This is a genomic window from Fontibacillus forbon (assembly GCF_046559655.1).
Taxonomy (GTDB): Bacteria; Bacillota; Bacilli; order Paenibacillales; family Paenibacillaceae; genus Fontibacillus.
The window spans coordinates 485,249-502,577 of sequence record NZ_JBKGFV010000005.1 but is presented as its reverse complement, the minus strand read 5'-3'; the positions used below and the strand labels follow the sequence as shown (position 1 = coordinate 502,577).

Sequence of the window (17,329 nt, the reverse complement as noted above, 5' to 3'; positions counted from 1 at the left end):
TCAATCGTTTTTCGTCTAAATTCTTCAGTGTAATGTTTCCGTTTTTGTCCCATGTCACACCTCAACATTATTTCTTTTAGTTTAGCAGGTTCCATTAGAGGTGTGTCCACTTAATAGTCTAAGTCCAATTCGCCCCCTTTCATTGGATTTTATCCAATGAAGATCGAACGAAAAATCGGATTTACGTTCAAAGGAAAAAGGAGCACCCCCCTCGTAGTCAAAACTACTCGGGACTGCTCCTTTAACACATGATGCGGTCGAGAGGACTCGAACCTCCACGGGCGTACGCCCACTACCCCCTCAAGATAGCGTGTCTGCCATTCCACCACGACCGCATATTCAATAAACAAATGGTGACCCGTAGGGGATTCGAACCCCTGTTACCTCCGTGAAAGGGAGGTGTCTTAACCCCTTGACCAACGGGCCTTATTCAATACCGCCCAGAAGCGGCGACAAGAATTAGTATAACAAATCCAGATGTACCTTGCAACACTTTTTTGATCTCTTTTTTTCGATTTCATATAATCCCCCCATCCGATTCAATCGAACGGGGGGCCTGTCTGATCCAAATTCAAAATCATTTAAGCAAAGGGGCGATGAGGGCTGCTATTTCACCCCGGGTAATATTCGCTTTCGGCTTTATCGTTCCGTCTGGATAACCGGAAACAACGCCGGCAGAAACCCAGGCTTGAACCGCTTCATAAGCCCAGCTAGAAATCTTGTTCTCATCCTTAAAATCAAGAGCTTCCTTATCTGTTTGCGGCATATCCGCCTTCAACGCTCTGTAGAGAATAACCATCGCTTCTTCTCTCGTGATCTTTTGACCCGGTCTAAAAGTTCCGTCCGAGAAGCCGCCGATCAGTCCGGCCTGCTGAAGCCCGTTTACGTACTCGGCATACCAAGCGCCGGCTTCGATATCCTTATAGGCCGATGATGTACTTGACGTCCCGTCAAAATCGAGCATTCGGGAAACCACTGCCGCAAACTCGGCTCTACTCATCATAAGGTTCGGCTTAAACGTACCGTCACCATAACCGTTCATTATGCCTTGTTCAACCAGACGCCGTATCGAAGCCGCAGCCCAGTGATTAGCGACATCCGTCGGCAAAGGCCGTGCCGGAGTTGCACCGTTGCTGTTTCCGTTATTACCGTTATTGCCGTTATTGCCGTTATTGCCGTTATTGTCGGTGTTTCCGTTATTGCCGGTGTTGTTGCCCGGGTTACCGGGATCGGCGTTACCTCCACTGCCGTTTCCGTTATTTGCCGAACCATTACCGCTGTTATTATTTCCGTTGTTTCCGTTTCCGTTTCCGTTGCCATTTCCATCTCCGCCGTTATCTCCTCCGCCGTTCCCGTTTCCGGAAACCCGAATCAGCACCGGTTCCGTATAGATATCATAGGGCTTCTCCTCGTCCAGGGACGCGGTATAACGGAGCAAAACATAGGTACGGCCCGGTTTCAACGCCGTAATTCGGCCTTGTTCCGTCTCATCGAGCTTAATAACCCCGTTGTCATCCAAAAGCACAATATCCGGGCTGATCGCCTTCAAGTTATGGCTGTAGCTCTCCGCTGTGGCCGATAGCTTGATGCTCTCTCCCTGCTTAAGCGCTACTTCCTTTTGCCCGGCTTCCAGCGTAATGTCCCAATCTTTTGCCCAAAACGCATAGTCCGTCGTAATTCCGAAGACGCCCGTCATAAATATCGATTTAAAATCGGCATTGTTATTATAAGTCCAAGGTGAAACGAGCAGGCCGCGATGATGGGCTGCTTCCATAAACTTCGGCCCCAGTCCGCCATAGCTGGTATTTAAAGTCGTGTTATACTGCTGCATCACTGTAAGCGTCTCGCGAAGCGCGCCGTTAACCCGGTTCTCGTTCGCGTATCCTCCGGTCAACAGCCCCAGCGGCATGTCGGGCATTTGCTCGGCAAGCCGGATCAGCTGATTCGTATCGAATGACATGACATTAATTAAATCCTCGGCATCCTTTTCTTTAACCAGCTTCACAAAGGCATCCACCGCCGCAGGAGTGCCTGTCTTTATTTCCGCGTAAATCATGGCGCCCCGTTCTCTGGCCAGGTCGATCTGCTCCTCCAGGGTTGCGATTCGCGCCTCGGGATAATCAGTTCCGGGTACCTGATTGACTTTTAGTTTCCGCAGTTCTTCCAAGGTCATGTTTTCTACCAGACCCGTGCCGTCGGTTGTCGAATCAACCACGCTGTCATGGATAATGACCAGGTGTCCGTCCTTGGACAAATAGATGTCATTCTCAATAAAGTCGGCACCCGCATCCAGAGAGAGCTTGTTGCTGATGATCGTATTTTCGGGAGCAACGGAAGGCATCCCTCTGTGACCGATAATATAAGGCTTTCGGATCAGCGTAGACTCATGCGAGTAAAGCTCAAGCGCGCTTCTCGCCATCTCCGGTGAATGAGTTACGATCCCGTTGACTCCTGCCGTAATCAGGCGGTGCAAGTTCACCACTTTCTCCTGATTGTCGGCTGTCACGCTTTCTTTGACCCAAACCACCATTGTCCGCTGCTGAAGGTAAGAAATATTCTCCTTTGTCGCCACGGCTTGAGGAAGAATCACGATTTTGGCTTTGCTAAGCGTTGCCTTTTTCCGTAATTCCATCAATTCCTTCTCGGTTGCGGTCTTAATCCCGCTGAAATCGATAATTCCGCGGATCATCCCAAAGGACTCCCTGCCCTTTTTCACAAGGTCGGGATCAGAGGATACGATAAAGACATCCTCCAAATTGATGCTTTTCAAATACTCCGTCAGGGCTTCGACCGTTTGTTCATCCTTGACGTAAAAAGCGGGAATCATCAACGCATCAATAGTCTCCAGCGCCTTATTTAAGCTCATGATGGCTTTGCCGCTGCCGGATGACATCACATTTAAATCCTTGTCCACATGAATAACGAGGGTAGCGGGTAGATTTCCGTCCTTAAACCCATTCAATTGCTGTACGCTTTCCAGTTCTGCAATTACGGATGGGGCAAGGGCAATCCGCGTATCCGTTTCCGCTACCGAAACGAAGCGTTCTTCAGGCAGCGGCGGCAGTTCCTCCAGTTGGAGCGTGATCCGCAGGTTATCCAGCTTCATGACGCTCCCGTTCGCCTGCAGCCCGATGCCGCCCTTCAAGTAGGAACCTCCGTTAGCCGTATTGATGATTACTTGATCATTGATCGACTCCATCACTCGATCACCGTAGGTAGTAACCGTATAATGGTACATTTTATCCGGACTGATGTTTTCGGTGAAGGAACCCTTATTCATGACATTCCAGGCATTCGAAGGCGTCCGTTCGGCGAACTCCACGCCGTTGACTGCCGTAGCATTTTGCCGGACAGCCATTTGATAATAAGGATATCCGCCGTTTTGCGGATTTTGGATCCGGTACATGATGGAATGCCATCTGGCCGGATCATTAGCTGCGAGATGACTTACGTCCGCTTCGATTTTGTAATCGCCGAACAGCTGCAGATATTCCGGCAGCAGCACCCTTGAGGGATTATCCGGCGCCGAACCCGCCTGAATCACGAAGGCTCCTGCAGTAACGGCCGCTTTATCCTTCGAAGAACCTTCGATTCTTGTCCAGCCGTCCGGCAGCTCGCCTTCCGTTTCCTGGTCAAAGTTATTTTCATAGAGGACATACTCGGCGTCCCCTATGTCCTTCGCCACGATCATCAACTTTACCGCAGCTTCATCCTTCTGACCGGCAACGGTGTATATCCCCTTTTGCTGCGCAATCAACTTTCCGTCAGTGATCAAAACGTTACTGTCACTCGAGGTCCACTCCAGTTCCGCTCCGGTTACAGGTCCTTCCGAAAAGTCATTAAACTTGGCCTGGAACTCAAGCCCATTCAGGTCAAGCTCTTGACTCGTATCGGCCAGCACGTAGCCGGTTTCATGAGCAAGAGAGGTCACGGCTAGTCCCGTGGAGCTTGGCGTGACCGTTACGTAACCGGACCATTCCGCATTGGCGTAAACCGCCGTAAGCGTCGCCGTTCCTTCTTTTACCGGATATACCTTGTCGCCATTCACTTTCAAGACGCTTTCGTCCGATGAATAAAACCGAAGCTGCCCTTCTTCCAGCGGTTCCGTCAATCCGTCCGAATAATACACGCTTCCCGTTACGGATAATGGGCCTGTCAAAGCTTCGACCGAATCGGGTGCTTGTAGACGCAGTTCGTCCGCCGTAATCCGGGTAACCTTCAGGTTGTCAAAAGAAACCGTGCTTTGATCTGCCTGAAATCCGACCTTTCCCCGAGCCAGCAGTTCCGTATCGAAACTTTTGTCCACAAGAAGCCTGTAGTCTGTTTCATCGTTCGCTTTAATGTACTCCTTAACGTTATTTTCGAAGACACGGACCTTGAACCGGTAGTCCTTATTCAATTCCAAAGCTTGCGAAGGCCCGCTGGCGATGACCGACCAGCTGTTATCGGGCTTCCGGTAAGCCACTTCATACGTACCGTTTTGCCGGACAGCCATTTGATTATAGGGAGCCTTGCCGTCCGACGCCCCCCGGAACATAAGGGAAGCCCAACGGGCGGAATTCAACACGCTGTCAAAACGAACGTCGGCCTCAACCGTGTAATTGTCCCACTGAACCGGAGCGCTGATGCGTCCCTGCTTGTTGGACGCTGTTCCGGCAAATGTCATTCTACCGTTGCCATAGGTATCTTGAACTACCGAAAACGGAGTGCTCCCTTCGTTCACGTCCGAGATCCATCCGTAAGGAATATCTCCGGTTCCATAGGCATCGAAATTCTCTTCAAGCAGTATCGGATTAACGATCCCCGAAACGGGATGATCATTGGTTAGCGTAAGGATGCCATACCCTTGCGTATCGTTCCAGAAGGAACTTGATTGATACGCGCTCCAGGCATTGACCCGCTGCGCAGCAGCATCGGCCCCATACCGGTCAGTAGCCGTGGCCTCAAAGCCCAACTGCTTCTGGAGGACCGGATTCATCTCCAGCATGCTCCAAGGCACTGCGGCCTCCAATGACCAGCCATGATCTGCCGTTTGAATAGCTCTCAATATGTTCTTCTCATCCTTATTCCCGTGATTGCCAAGCGCCGCACCAAAATGGAACTCCGGCGTTGTCGTATTCGGCTTGTACACAAAGCCCGCTTGCATATCGCTGTCCATATACGGAGCGGATTGATGAAGAGTGGGATCGAAGAACAAGCTGGCGCTGTCCTGTTCAAACCAAGAACCGGATGCATCCGTTACCAACTGCTCATCCTCCATCTCCATACCGATGTACAGATATTGATGATCCCAGAGTAACCCGAGTTTGGCCGGAGTGCCTAGTCCTTCACCTAAAGGCATCTCCAATGTTTCCGTCAGAGACCAGAATGATTCATCGAATTTGCCGTCAATCACCGGTGCCGTCAAAGTCCTGGCGACGTTCATCATCTTTCGGCCGGGTTCCGCGGCGGCCGCCGAAGATAGCGGCAAAGCCAGGGATAGGACGGTATTCCCGAGAAGTGCGACAAGCAGGCAAAGGCTTAAATACTTTATACAGGATCTCATGGTTTTCTTCCTCTCTTTTTCGCGGCGAAAACGATAAAAACCCTTTATCCAACAAGCAGGAACCCGCAAAAAAGCCAATAAGCGGTCCTATGTTGCATAAAGGGTTTTCTCCACGTCTCCTACCCCGTTTTATTCAGTTCGGTTTACTTGATGCCGGCGTGCATAAAGCTTTCGACAAACTGTTTCTGGAAAAAGAAGAACGCGACCAGCAAAGGAGCAATGACCATCAGGGTCGCAGCGGTAACCGTTCCCCACTGCGCACCGGTTTCGAACGATTGGGCAAAGATAGCGATCCCTACGGTCAGGGGCCGGTTATGCACGGAATCGGTCACGATGAGCGGCCACATGAAATTGCTCCAGTGGGTGCTGATCGATATCAGCGCAAACGCGACATAAGTCGGCCGCGCGGAAGGCAGATATACGTGCCGCAAACTTTGCCACCATCTGCAGCCGTCCACTCTTGACGCCTCATCCAGCTCAAAAGGGATTTGCTTAAAAGTCTGCCGAAGCAGAAAGATGCCGAAGGACGAAGCCCAAAACGGAATCATAACCGCCCATTTCGTATCGATAAGATGGAGTTCTTTCATAATCGTATAGTTAGGAAAAATCAGAATATCCGGGGGAATCATGATCTGAACAAGAAACAGAACGAATAACAATCCTTGACCGAAAAAACGTATTCTGGCAAATGCATATGCCGCCAACGTCAACGTCAGTAACTGTACGAACAGCACACCGGCTACGATCAGCAAGGTATTCCAAAAGTATACGGGGAAAGGAATACTTTGCCATGCATGGACATAATTTGCGAACGTAGCATGCGTTACGGCAAACGGATTGGCCCTTGTAAGCATTTCATCCGCCGGCGTTACGGAGGTTACAGCGGCCCAGATCAATGGAACGGCGAAAATGATCGCAAGTATGGATATGGCGATTTGGTTCATCAGGCGGTGCATCGCTTTTACTCCTCTCTAATAGTGAATCCGCTTGTCCAGATATCCGTAATAGAAGATCGAAATGACCAGCAGAATGACGAGCAGAATCACAGTTAATACGGACGCCTTTCCCATATCCCAAAAGCTGAATGCCGTTTCATAAATATGATAAAGCAGCAGGTTGCTCGCATTGTTTGGGCCGCCCTTGGTCATGATGTACAGATGATCGACCATCTTAAAGGAATTCGTTGTTGCAATAATCAGAACAAACAGCGTGGTCGGCATTACCAAAGGGAGCGTAATGGTTCGAAACTTCCGAATCGGTCCCGCTCCGTCCATCTCGGCGGCCTGGTAAACCTCCTTGGGCAAAGCCTGGAGACCGGCCAGAAAGAAAATCATAAAATATCCGGCCTCCTTCCAAATCAGCATGATCATCATGGATATAAGCACCCATGCGGGATCCCCAAGCCAGCTTGGACCTCCCACGCCGAACAAACCCAGGAATTTATCCAGGAGTCCGTAATCCGGCGTATAAATAAACAGCCAGATGTTTGCGATCGCAATCATCGGAATCAGCGTCGGGTAAAAGAGCGCTGCCCGGATCAGGCTCCTTCCCCGCAGTTTGCCGTTGACCCAAACCGCCATGTATAACGCAAGCAAGATGCTCACCGGCACGGTCACAAGCGCAAGCAGCATATTATTGCGGAGTACCTTTAAAAAGACTTCATCCTGAAAAACCTGCCCATAGAGCTCCAGACCGACAAACTGCTTTACGTTCATGGCGGACGTATAAAAGCTCCAATCCAACACTTTGATCATGGGGTAGAATGTAAATAGGACTAGAAAAACAAGCGAAGGAAGCAGCAGGGCATAAGCCAGAATGTTATCCTTCCAATTGTATCTGCGGAATACTTGCAGCAAGTGCCGTGTCACGAACGTCTCACTTCTTTCTTCACTATAATCGTTGTTTATTTGCGGTATTTCTTCAGAATTCCGTCCGCCTGCTGCTGCGACTTCTCAAGCGCCTCATCCGGAGTCATTTCCCCGAGCAGCGCGGATTGGATATTATCGTTAAACAGCTTGGTTATCTGACCATTTTGGTAGGTGGACAGTTCGCTTGAAGCATATTCCATCTGATCGCGCGCCACTGCGGCTTGAGGGAACCCGGCTACGTAGTTTTTCAAAAGTTCCGTATCATAGGCTGCTTTTGTTGTACCTACATACCCCGTATCGATGGACCATTGTGCGACACGCTCCGGCTCCGTAAGAAATTCGATGAATTTGATGGCAGCCGCTTTCCGCTCCTCCGGAATGTCTTTAAATACGTACAGATTGCCCCCGCCAGTTGGCGAGCCGTAATTTTTGTTGGCCGGGAGATAAGATACCCCGAAATCGAACTTCGCGTCGGACTTCACCTTGGACAAATTCCCCGTCGTATGGAACATCATCGCCGTTTTGCCGCTGATGAAATCGGAAGGAACCGTCGCCCACTCCAGCACCCCTTCCGGCATTACTTTGTCTTTACGCCCCAAATCGACGTAGAATTGCAAAGCTTCCTTAACTTCCGGTTTATTGAAATAAACCTCGGTTCCGTCGTTGGATACGATGTTGGTGCCGGTCTGAAGGGAAAGAGCTTGAAGCATCCAATACTGATAACCCGTGCTCGGAATTTCCAGGCCCCATTGGCTTACTGCACCCGAACCGTCCTTGACCGTCAATTTTTCGGCATAATCCCTCAGTTCGTTCCAGTTGGCCGGCGCCTTCTCCGGATCCAGATTCGCTGCTTTAAACAGGTCTTTGTTATAGTACATGACAATGGTGCTGCGTTGGAACGGCACGCTCCATACCTGGTCGCCGGATTTGGTATTGCTCATAAACGCTTCATAGAATCCGTTAAAATAGTCCTGCGAAAAACGCGGGGTCAGTTCTTCAAGCGCGTTCATTTCGAGCAGGCTGTACAACTCGGTGGAGAGCAACACGGCCAAATCAGGCGAATTGCCGCCCTGCACCGCCGTAACGACCTTGGTCATCGTATCCTGATAACTGCCTGCGTAAATCGGTTTCACCGTAATCGACGGATTCTCCTGGTGGAAATCCGCGGCCAGCTTATCGATAAAGCCGGTAATCGGTCCCCCTACCGCTACCGGAAAATAGAAGCTGAGTTCCACGGGCTTCTCTTCCCCGGACGTTTTTTGCTCTTTGTTTCCTTCCGTTCCTTGCTCTGCCGATGCGACGCTGTTACCGCTGTTTCCTTTGGTGCTGCCGGCGTTGCCGCATGCCGAAAGCAAGAGCATCACAGCAACGATGAGAAGACTGAACTTTTTCATGTTTCTCCCTCCTTAATTTAAGACAAGCTTATATTCCTTCCTTCATCGAAAGATGAAGGTTATTGCCAGGATAAAAATTTGCTTCAGGTTCAAACCGATGTTCTTCCAGAATGTCTTTGATGGAAGAGCAGACGTAATCGGGATGAATCCCCGTCCGCGCAATCGATTCCCGCGAATCCACGCCGGTAAGCACAAGCGCGGTATGCATCCCGATGCTTTTTCCCAAAGCGATGTCCGTATCCAGCCGGTCACCGACCATCAGGCATTTTTCCGGACCATTCCGGAGCTGTTTCAGGGCATAAGAAGCGTAATAATTTGTGGGCTTACCGAGTGTTACGCTAACCGGAATTCCACTCGCTGTTTCGATTGCCTTTATGAAAGCCCAGGTGTCCGGAATGACGCCTTCTTCTACCGGGCAAAAAGGATCGGGATTGGCGCCAACCAGCTGCGCACCGTTCCTTATGGCATTCACGACGGCGGTCATTTTATCGAAATCGAAGGTCCGATCCAACCCAACAAGCACATGAGTGGCCTGCATCACTTCCCCGGTAACCGCAATTCCGAAACGGCGCATCTCCTCCTCCATCGCATCGCATCCGAGAAGAAACACCTTGGATCCCGTCGCAAAATCTCGGAAATACATGCCTGCAACCGATAAGGCAGTGATAACCTCCTCCGTCTTGCAAGAAATGCCGAAGCCCGCTAGCTTGTCCCGCACTTCCTCCCTGGTGTACAACGTAGTATTCGTGGCGAACATCGTCTTTTTCGTTGATTCCTGCAAGGCTTGAATCGTTGCGGCTGCTCCGTCCAATACCTTATCGCCAACATAAATCGTGCCGTCAAGATCAAACAGATAACTGGAATAATCACGCAAGTGGGTCTGCTGCATTTGTTTACCAAGCTGCTCCTTTCAAACAAAATAACCCTTGCCCGAAGCAATGGGATGCGGAAGAAGACCCATTAAGGTCTTGCCGTATCCTCATTACCGAACAAGGGTTTTCTCCTGGTCTCAACCCGTAATTACAGTAAACGTTGGTTACAAGAAAAGTATAAGCCGGGTTTGTCATCGTATCATCAAGCCGATGTAATTTTTGTGTAAACACCCGGAATGCCGGTTACGCCTTGCATTAACCGATCAAACTTCCCGCTTCTGCCTTTGCCTTCATCTGCTTCCACATGAGCGGATCGCCGGAGGAAATATAGTCCGCGCCGCTTGCCAGAGCTTCAATGATTTCATGTTCATGACGAATCAGCCCGCCTACGATCAACGGCTGTTTTATCATGCTTTTCAATTCCCTTGTCACCCGCGGCATCAGGCCGGGCATCAGTTCCACTTCATCGGGATTCCCATTGTTAATCATCTTCACCGCCGTTGTCATTGCGGCGGTATCGATCGCGAAAATGCGCTGAATGCTTTTGATGCCTGCCTGCTTCGCTGCTGCTATGGCGCTGGATTTTGTCGTAACGATGCCGTCGGCTTTGAACTTGTCGCATAAATAAGCAATGGAATGAGCATCTCTTCCAAGTCCGGCAATCATCTCGATATGGGCATACACCTGCTTGCCCGCATCGTGAAGCCGGGAGATGAACTCCTCGATATTCCCGATATGTCCTATCATCAAATTTACCCTTGTAACCTCGCTCTGGAGAACTTGCTCAAACTGCTCCTCTTTCGTTACGGAAGCGATGATTGGGTAGTAGCCCATGTTTTCCACCTGCCTCATATAAGTCTTGTCTACCAGTTTAGCAGTCGACTATTTGAGCAGTATTAACTCCTATGCAAAAAAACGGCCCGCCGGGCAATCCGGCAGGCCGTTTCATCGATGTAATTCAGAACGGAGAGAGAGGGATTCGAACCCTCGCACCGCTTACGCAGTCTAACCCCTTAGCAGAGGGTCCCCTTATAGCCACTTGGGTATCTCTCCAAGAAAATGGCTCCCCGAACAGGACTCGAACCTGTGACAACTCGATTAACAGTCGAGTGCTCTACCAACTGAGCTATCAGGGAATAGCAGAAATATTACAATCAGAACATGTTTTAATTTATCACGTTTCCGTATCGAAGTCAATAATGAAAGCCGTTTCTCCCCCAGATAAAACAAACGAAAAGTTTTGGAAATTTACCAATTTCAGGTCTTGAAATAAATATTTTTATCGATAAAATAAATTTAACGTTAAAAATATTTTACAACACTTTTCACTAAAGGAGATTGCTGCTCATGACTGTAGAAGCATTACCAAAAACAAAAAGATTGGCAGGATTAACCGAACACAGACCGTTCATGTATTTGCTGGCCGCCAGGGTCATTTCCCGGTTTGGAGACTCCATCGATTCAATCGCGTACAGTTGGATGGTCTACATGCTAACCGGCTCGAAGTTAATGATGGGATCCTTGTTTGCCTTAAACTACGTACCGAGCATTTTGTTCAGCTTTTTTACTGGTGCGCTGGTAGACCGTTGGTCCAAACGGCATGTGGTGCTTTTGGCTTCCGTGGGCAGAGGGCTTTTAGTCGTCCTTACCGCCTTCTTGTACGCCTCGTCCTTGCTCAGGCCATGGCATCTTTACGTACTTACGTTCCTGATTTCCACATTGGAATGCTTCTCCTCTCCCGCCGAAATGGCGCTGGTTCCCCGTCTTCTCCCCAAGGAAAAACTCATGAGCGGAAACTCCATCAGTACTTCCATTTCCCGAATTTCCGAGCTCGCCGGTCTGGCGGTTGCCGGTGGCATTATCGCACTCGCCGGTATTTCCGGTGCAATATTGATCGACGGATTGACCTTTTTCGCAGCGGCGGCATTCATTGGGCTGATTCGTATCCCCCCCGAGCCTAAAGACACCGAAAGCACGGAAGAATCGACGCTCTTTCAGGAGATCAAAGAAGGGTTGAAATTCGTTTTTGCCAACAAACTGATCTTAACCATCGTACTTGCCGCCGCTTACGTAAATCTTTGTTTATCGGCCTACAACGTACTTAATCCGGTATACGTCGACGAAATCCTGAAATCCGGACCTGCCGGCCTCAGCCTGCTGGGAATAACGCTTCTCTGCGGCATGGTACTTAGCGGGTTCTGGCTTAGCAAGAAAGGAAGCTCCTACAAAAAGAGCCACCTGATCATTGCCGGGTTTATGCTTCTGGGCGGAAATTATGCGCTTTTGTACTTACCGGCCTATATTCCGATTCATCCCCTTTATCTCGCCGCGGTATTCAGTTTCGGAATGGGCGTTGCGGTTTCGCTGTCCAGCACGCCGGCAACCACCTATTTCATGGAAACCGTACCAAGAGAGCTACTTGGAAGAGTGGGTGCGCTTTTCAGCATGATATGCACCTGTGCCATACCGCTTGGCAGCATGCTTGCGGGAATGATGGGAGAATGGATGCAAATTCACTCTCTCTACCTGACATTCGGCGTTCTTTTGATCATACCGGGCATTTTGTTGCTCAAGCACCGCAGCTTCATGCAACTGTGACCCTCATAATCCTTTGTGTGCTCTCCCGATCATGCGTTATACTAATAACAAATAAGAATTTATTACAAATTCAGATAGCACTTCGGGGGAAAAAAATGTACAAGGAACTCAAAACACTGGAAGAAATCCGAATTTACTCGGACCCGTACCGCATTCAAATCATGAACGAATTCCAGAAAGCGGGCCGTCCGGCAACCGTTAAGGAAATTGCCGATTCGCTGCATGAGGTTCCGGCCAAGGTACATTATCATGTAAAGAAACTGGAGAGCATCGGCCTGGTTTCCTTGGTGGACACCAAGCTCGTAAACGGAATCACCGCCAAATATTACGAACCGTTCCAAGGGCAGATTACGATCAAAAAGAGCGAGTTTGACGAAACCGTGCAACAGGTGTTTTTATCCGAAACGCAAAACTTGCTGAGTAATCTGTTTGAGGAAAGCAAAAAACGCTTTTTGCTTGCGAACCAGGGGCCATCGCCTACGGGAACGCTAATGAATCACGATATTTTTTTAACGAAGGATGAAGCGAAGGAATTAACGGATTGGATCTATCAGTTTTGCATGAAGCATCAAAAAAACGAAACCTCCGAACCTCGGGAAAGTTATGAAGTGTTTTTTACGATGGCCAAAGGTCAAGATCCGGAGCATTCTCATAAAAATAAAAAAGAACCATCATCTCCATAATAGGAAATCCGGTTCTTATGCTTGCTCGTGTTCAGTTGCTCCTGCTTACTCTTCGTTTTTCTCGTTCTCATGTCGGTGAAGGCGAACGGGCTGCGGCTTAGCTCCGGATTCCGTTTTCCTTCCCGGACCTGTTTCTGTCGCAATTTCTGCGCTTGCGATTTGGCCACGGATATCACTCCTTGAATTTTGGTATTTTTATTATAGCATATTCCACTATCTTCTCCTTGGTTTAGGAAGACCCTCCTCACACATTGCCCAGTTTCAGAACTCCCTTGCATTTGCCGCATCGGTAGCGCTTCGGGTCTACCCGGCGTTTACGAAGATATTCCATCCCGCAGCTGGAGCAAACCAGCTTATACCGGTAAGGGAGCGGTTTACGCCGGGCTTGTCCCGGCAGTGACTGGCAGTAGCGGCTTCCGTCCACTTTTTGCAGCAGCGCCTTGAACTCCGGGTCACGATGTCTGTATCCACGCCCGGTCAAATGCAGATGGTAGTGGCACAGCTCATGTTTGATGATCTTCTCCACTTCGTCCATTCCGTAGGTTTCCAACTGGGCTGGATTAATTTCGATATCATGGCTCTTCATAAAATACCTTCCCCCGGTCGTTCTGAGCCGTCCGTTAAACCTGGCCCGATGACGGAACGGCACGCCGAAACTGCGGAGTGAAATCTCTTCCACCCAGATTTGAAGCTGCTTGTCGTTCAAGGTTTAAACTCCTCCCTGTTCTTAGGATGTACTTGAATTTTAACTTCTCCTTACGCTACACTGTCAAGTAGGAATGAACGAAAAGGAGATCAATGTGACATGGCCGTTATGAGATACGTTATTTTACAGCAGGACCGGAAACTATTGTTCGTGGAAATGCCCGGCGACTACGCCTATCAGTTAAGCGCACTGAACCTGCGGCTGAATAAAGAGATCGACAAATTGACGGCAGAGCAAATTCCATCCTTGCCGCAAGCCATCGCGGAATGCGACGGCCTGGATCTGCTGCAAGAATCGCTGCAAATTACCGGCGGCCTGGATTATATTAATGAACTGGAATCGGCGTTCTCCTCCATCCAGGAAGAAAATTATCCGCTGATCTCTCTCCTGACGGAAATTCGCGCCCTTCAAGCTCAATTGGAACAGTGGTACGAAGAAGAAGGCATCGCGTAACTTCATAAGCAGAGACTTGGACATGCACCGTTTCCGGCATTCACCCATATGCTACCTACAAATAGCGCCGGAGGAGGAGATCGTGTTGCCCAAATGGCTCAGCAACCAAATCATGCGCGCCTTCCATAAGCGTGACCGCCGCCAGATCCGTCTGCTCAATGATTGCTGGTTTTTCTATTATAATCGCCGCGACGGAAACAACGAATCCAGCAACTTGCAGTAAGTAAGCAGCCTATCTGTGTCAGGGAGCCTGCTGCCCATGACAAGGAGCCAAACCAAAATGAAAGCCCGCCGGAATCGGCGGGCTTTTTTTGCCTTGCGTCTCGCTAGTCCTGGCGGCCCTTCGGATTGCGCATGGTCAATCCGACCCGGCCTTTATTGATATCGATGTTGAGCACCCAGACGGTCACATTGTCGCCGACGGATACAACGTCCATCGGATGCTTCACGAAGCCTTCGCTCAATTGGGAAATGTGAACGAGTCCGTCGTTCTTGATCCCGATATCGACGAAGGCGCCGAAATCGATCACGTTGCGCACCGTGCCTTGAAGCTCCATGCCCGGTGCTAAATCTTCAATCTTCAGCACGTCGGTGCGGAAGATTGGAAGCGGCAGTTCCTCGCGAGGATCGCGGCCCGGACGCTGAAGGCTATCGAGAATGTCGCGCAAAGTCGGTACTCCGACTTCCAGCCGGTCCGCCAGCGTCTCGGGACTCAGCGAGGCCAGCTTCGCCGCCAGTTCCTTGGAGCCGAGCTGATCGAGACTCACGCCCAGCTCCGCGAACAACCGGTTCACCACCTCATACGATTCAGGGTGAATCGGCGTGCGGTCAAGCGGATGCTCGCCTTCGCTGATCCGCATGAACCCGATGCACTGCTCATAAGTTTTGGCGCCGAGCCGCGGCACCTTCTGCAGCTGTTTCCGGCTGCGGAACCGCCCGTTCTCTTCGCGGAATTTGACGATGTTCTTGGCCGTCGTCGCATTTACTCCCGAGACGTACGAGAGCAGTGACGGAGAAGCCGTATTCACGTCAACCCCGACATGGTTTACAGCCGACTCCACGACCGTGGTCAAACTTTCGTCCAGGTGCTTCTGGGATACGTCATGCTGATACTGCCCGACCCCGATCGCCTTCGGTTCGATCTTGACGAGCTCGGCTAGCGGATCCTGCAGCCGGCGGGCAATCGAAACGGCGCTCCGCTCGGCAACGTCGAGATCGGGGAATTCTTCCTGCGCCAATTTGGAGGCGGAATACACGCTCGCCCCGGCTTCATTGACGATCAAATAAGCGAGCTGCTTATCCTTCCGTTCCGCGATGATTTCCGCCACGAACTGTTCCGTCTCGCGCGAAGCGGTTCCGTTGCCGACAACGATCAGCGATACGTCGTACCGGTCGATCAGCTCATTAATCTTGGCGGCCGCTTCCCGCTTCTTGTTGTTCGGCGGTGTCGGATAGGTCACCGCAACCTCGAGCAATTTGCCTGTATCGTCTACGACCGCAAGCTTGCAGCCGGTCCGGTAGGCCGGATCGACGCCGAGCACGACTTTGCCGCGGACCGGAGGCTGCAGCAGCAGGCTGCGCAAATTGCCGGCAAAGATGGAAATCGCCTGTTGCTCGGCTCTTTCCGTCAGCTCGCCGCGCACTTCACGCTCGATGGAAGGGGCGATGAGGCGCTTATAAGCGTCTTCCACAACGGCGTGAAGCACGTCCCCCACCGCGGAGCCGCCCTTGATCCATCGTCCCGCGATATAGCGGTGTATCGGCTCATTTTCGACTTCGAGCGAGACCTTGAGCACCTCTTCCCGTTCTCCACGATTCATCGCAAGAATCCGGTGAGAAGGCATTCTTTTGGCCGCTTCCCGGTAGTTATAATACATCTCGTACACGGACTCGGCCTCCGGCGACTTCGCCTCGGATACCATCATGCCGTGATCCATCGTATACTTGCGGACCCAAGCCCGCGTCGCTGCTTCATCCGCCATATTTTCCGCCACGATATCCATAGCGCCTTGCAATGCTTCTTCCGCCGTTTCAACGCCTTTGTCAGGCTGGATATACTTAGCGGCTTCCGTCAAAGCATTGCCCTGTTTCGGCAGGGAAAGCAGCCATTCGGCAAGGGGGGCAAGTCCCTTTTCCTTGGCGACGCTGGCCCGTGTCTTCCGTTTCTGCCGGTAAGGACGGTACAAGTCTTCCACTTCCTGAAGCTTGACCGCTTTGCGTATGGCTGCCTCCAACTCTTCACTCAGCTTGTCCTGCTCCGCGATGATGCGGATAACCTCCGCTTTCCGTTCTTCCAGGTTCCGGAGATAGTTCGTACGTTCCTCGATATCGCGAAGCTGGTTCTCATCGAGCTCGCCCGTCATCTCTTTCCGGTACCGGGCAATAAACGGAATCGTGTTCCCTTCATCCAGCAACGAAATCGTAGTCCGTACCTGCTTCAGGGACAGAGTAAGCTCCTTTGCCACCTGCTGCACAATACGTTCACGGTCTCCCGACCCTTGCTTCTCCTGTGTTGCGTTCGTATCCGATTGCGATTGCGACAATGATATCCCTCTTTCATTCAAAAAATGCCTTATCTCTTTATTATCACAAACTTCCTTCGCCTTTTCCAGCGCCGGTGCGGTTTTGTGATTGCCATCCCCGCAAAAACAAGAAAAACACCGGACCTGATACCCAAGTACAGGCGGCGGTGTTCCTTCCTTCTTGCTTCATTAAAATGTGGAGTAGTTCTCCATCCCTGCGGATGCAAAAATAAATACGGCCAAAATCAGAAGCAACAAAATGATACCGTAAATCGCCGTACCGATAATTCCGCAAACCAGGCCGGCGATCGATAGACCGCGTCCCTGCTCCCCGGTTCTTTTCAGCTCTTTAAATGACAGGCTGGCGAACACGATAGCCACAATTCCCATAAGAAAACCTACGTAAGGGATTACGATGGACAAAATACCCAGAACGAGCGAAGCGATCGATTTTCCATTTGTTTTGGCTGGTCCTTGCGGCGCAGGCGTGTAGCCCTGCGGGTAATTATTAAACGTCGAATATTGATACTGATCTGACGGATTCTGATCCATTAAAAAAGTACCTCCTCCATAAACTATGATTATTGTACTTCATCTAACTGTTTGGCGCCAACCATTTTTAGGAGGTTATTCAAAAAGTCATCTTGGATCACGAAGCAATGAAAATCGTTAACTCGGAAACGCCGAT

The 17,329-nt window shown here is 50.4% G+C and carries 14 protein-coding genes and 4 tRNA genes; 4 read left to right on the top strand and 14 right to left on the bottom strand.

The annotated features are described in order from the left end of the window. Positions 1-252: 252 nt before the first annotated feature. The 10 genes from ACLB09_RS21085 to ACLB09_RS21040 form a co-directional block, all read right to left on the bottom strand. Positions 253-335: transfer RNA gene (locus ACLB09_RS21085), tRNA-Leu, on the bottom strand. 16 nt (positions 336-351) lie between these two features. Further along, positions 352-426: transfer RNA gene (locus tag ACLB09_RS21080), tRNA-Glu, on the bottom strand. Positions 427-577: 151 nt separating this feature from the next. Next, a complete protein-coding gene (locus ACLB09_RS21075; RefSeq protein ID WP_410771813.1) occupies positions 578-5,545 on the bottom strand; it encodes an S-layer homology domain-containing protein in 4,968 nt (1,655 codons plus the stop codon). A gap of 143 nt (positions 5,546-5,688) precedes the next feature. Further along, positions 5,689-6,501 (bottom strand): carbohydrate ABC transporter permease, encoded by an 813-nt coding sequence (locus tag ACLB09_RS21070; protein WP_410771812.1) that lies wholly within the window; start codon positions 6,499-6,501, stop codon positions 5,689-5,691. A 15-nt stretch (positions 6,502-6,516) separates the two neighbouring features. Next, positions 6,517-7,413: a carbohydrate ABC transporter permease gene (locus ACLB09_RS21065; protein WP_410771811.1), complete on the bottom strand. Its 897-nt coding sequence runs from the start codon at positions 7,411-7,413 to the stop codon at positions 6,517-6,519. 35 nt (positions 7,414-7,448) lie between these two features. Further along, positions 7,449-8,807: an ABC transporter substrate-binding protein gene (locus ACLB09_RS21060; protein ID WP_410771810.1), complete on the bottom strand. Its 1,359-nt coding sequence runs from the start codon at positions 8,805-8,807 to the stop codon at positions 7,449-7,451. A 28-nt stretch (positions 8,808-8,835) separates the two neighbouring features. Next, positions 8,836-9,696 (bottom strand): HAD-IIA family hydrolase, encoded by an 861-nt coding sequence (locus ACLB09_RS21055; RefSeq protein WP_410771809.1) that lies wholly within the window; start codon positions 9,694-9,696, stop codon positions 8,836-8,838. 238 nt (positions 9,697-9,934) lie between these two features. Beyond that, a complete protein-coding gene (locus ACLB09_RS21050; RefSeq protein ID WP_410771808.1) occupies positions 9,935-10,513 on the bottom strand; it encodes a glycerol-3-phosphate responsive antiterminator in 579 nt (192 codons plus the stop codon). A 130-nt stretch (positions 10,514-10,643) separates the two neighbouring features. Next, positions 10,644-10,732: transfer RNA gene (locus tag ACLB09_RS21045), tRNA-Ser, on the bottom strand. A gap of 7 nt (positions 10,733-10,739) precedes the next feature. Further along, a tRNA-Asn gene (locus ACLB09_RS21040) sits at positions 10,740-10,815 on the bottom strand. A gap of 211 nt (positions 10,816-11,026) precedes the next feature. Between ACLB09_RS21040 and ACLB09_RS21035 the strand changes: the two genes are divergently transcribed. Next, entirely contained in the window at positions 11,027-12,277 is a 1,251-nt protein-coding gene (locus ACLB09_RS21035) for an MFS transporter (RefSeq protein ID WP_410771807.1), read from the top strand. A 95-nt stretch (positions 12,278-12,372) separates the two neighbouring features. Next, positions 12,373-12,960, top strand: coding sequence for an ArsR/SmtB family transcription factor (locus tag ACLB09_RS21030; protein WP_410771806.1), 588 nt, complete (start codon positions 12,373-12,375; stop codon positions 12,958-12,960). Here the strand turns inward: ACLB09_RS21030 and ACLB09_RS21025 are convergent. Next, positions 12,927-13,127, bottom strand: a complete 201-nt coding sequence (locus ACLB09_RS21025; RefSeq protein WP_410771805.1) for a hypothetical protein — start codon at positions 13,125-13,127, stop codon at positions 12,927-12,929. The two genes, ACLB09_RS21030 and ACLB09_RS21025, sit on opposite strands and share 34 nt — an antisense overlap. A 77-nt stretch (positions 13,128-13,204) precedes the next feature. Then, on the bottom strand, positions 13,205-13,666 hold the full coding sequence (locus tag ACLB09_RS21020; RefSeq protein WP_410771804.1) for a SprT family protein: 462 nt from the start codon (positions 13,664-13,666) through the stop codon (positions 13,205-13,207). 99 nt (positions 13,667-13,765) lie between these two features. Between ACLB09_RS21020 and ACLB09_RS21015 the strand changes: the two genes are divergently transcribed. Next, on the top strand, positions 13,766-14,119 hold the full coding sequence (locus ACLB09_RS21015; protein WP_410771803.1) for a hydrolase/acyltransferase: 354 nt from the start codon (positions 13,766-13,768) through the stop codon (positions 14,117-14,119). A gap of 85 nt (positions 14,120-14,204) precedes the next feature. Continuing rightward, the gene (gene cmpA, locus ACLB09_RS21010; protein WP_410771828.1) at positions 14,205-14,342 is read left to right on the top strand and encodes a cortex morphogenetic protein CmpA; all 138 of its coding nucleotides are present in this window, start codon (positions 14,205-14,207) and stop codon (positions 14,340-14,342) included. Positions 14,343-14,445: 103 nt separating this feature from the next. Here cmpA and ACLB09_RS21005 read toward each other — a convergent pair whose 3' ends face one another. Together ACLB09_RS21005 and ACLB09_RS21000 are read right to left on the bottom strand one after the other, a co-directional pair. Beyond that, positions 14,446-16,662, bottom strand: coding sequence for a Tex family protein (locus ACLB09_RS21005; protein ID WP_410771802.1), 2,217 nt, complete (start codon positions 16,660-16,662; stop codon positions 14,446-14,448). 168 nt (positions 16,663-16,830) lie between these two features. Continuing rightward, on the bottom strand, positions 16,831-17,193 hold the full coding sequence (locus tag ACLB09_RS21000) for a DUF4190 domain-containing protein (RefSeq protein ID WP_410771801.1): 363 nt from the start codon (positions 17,191-17,193) through the stop codon (positions 16,831-16,833). Positions 17,194-17,329 lie beyond the last annotated feature (136 nt).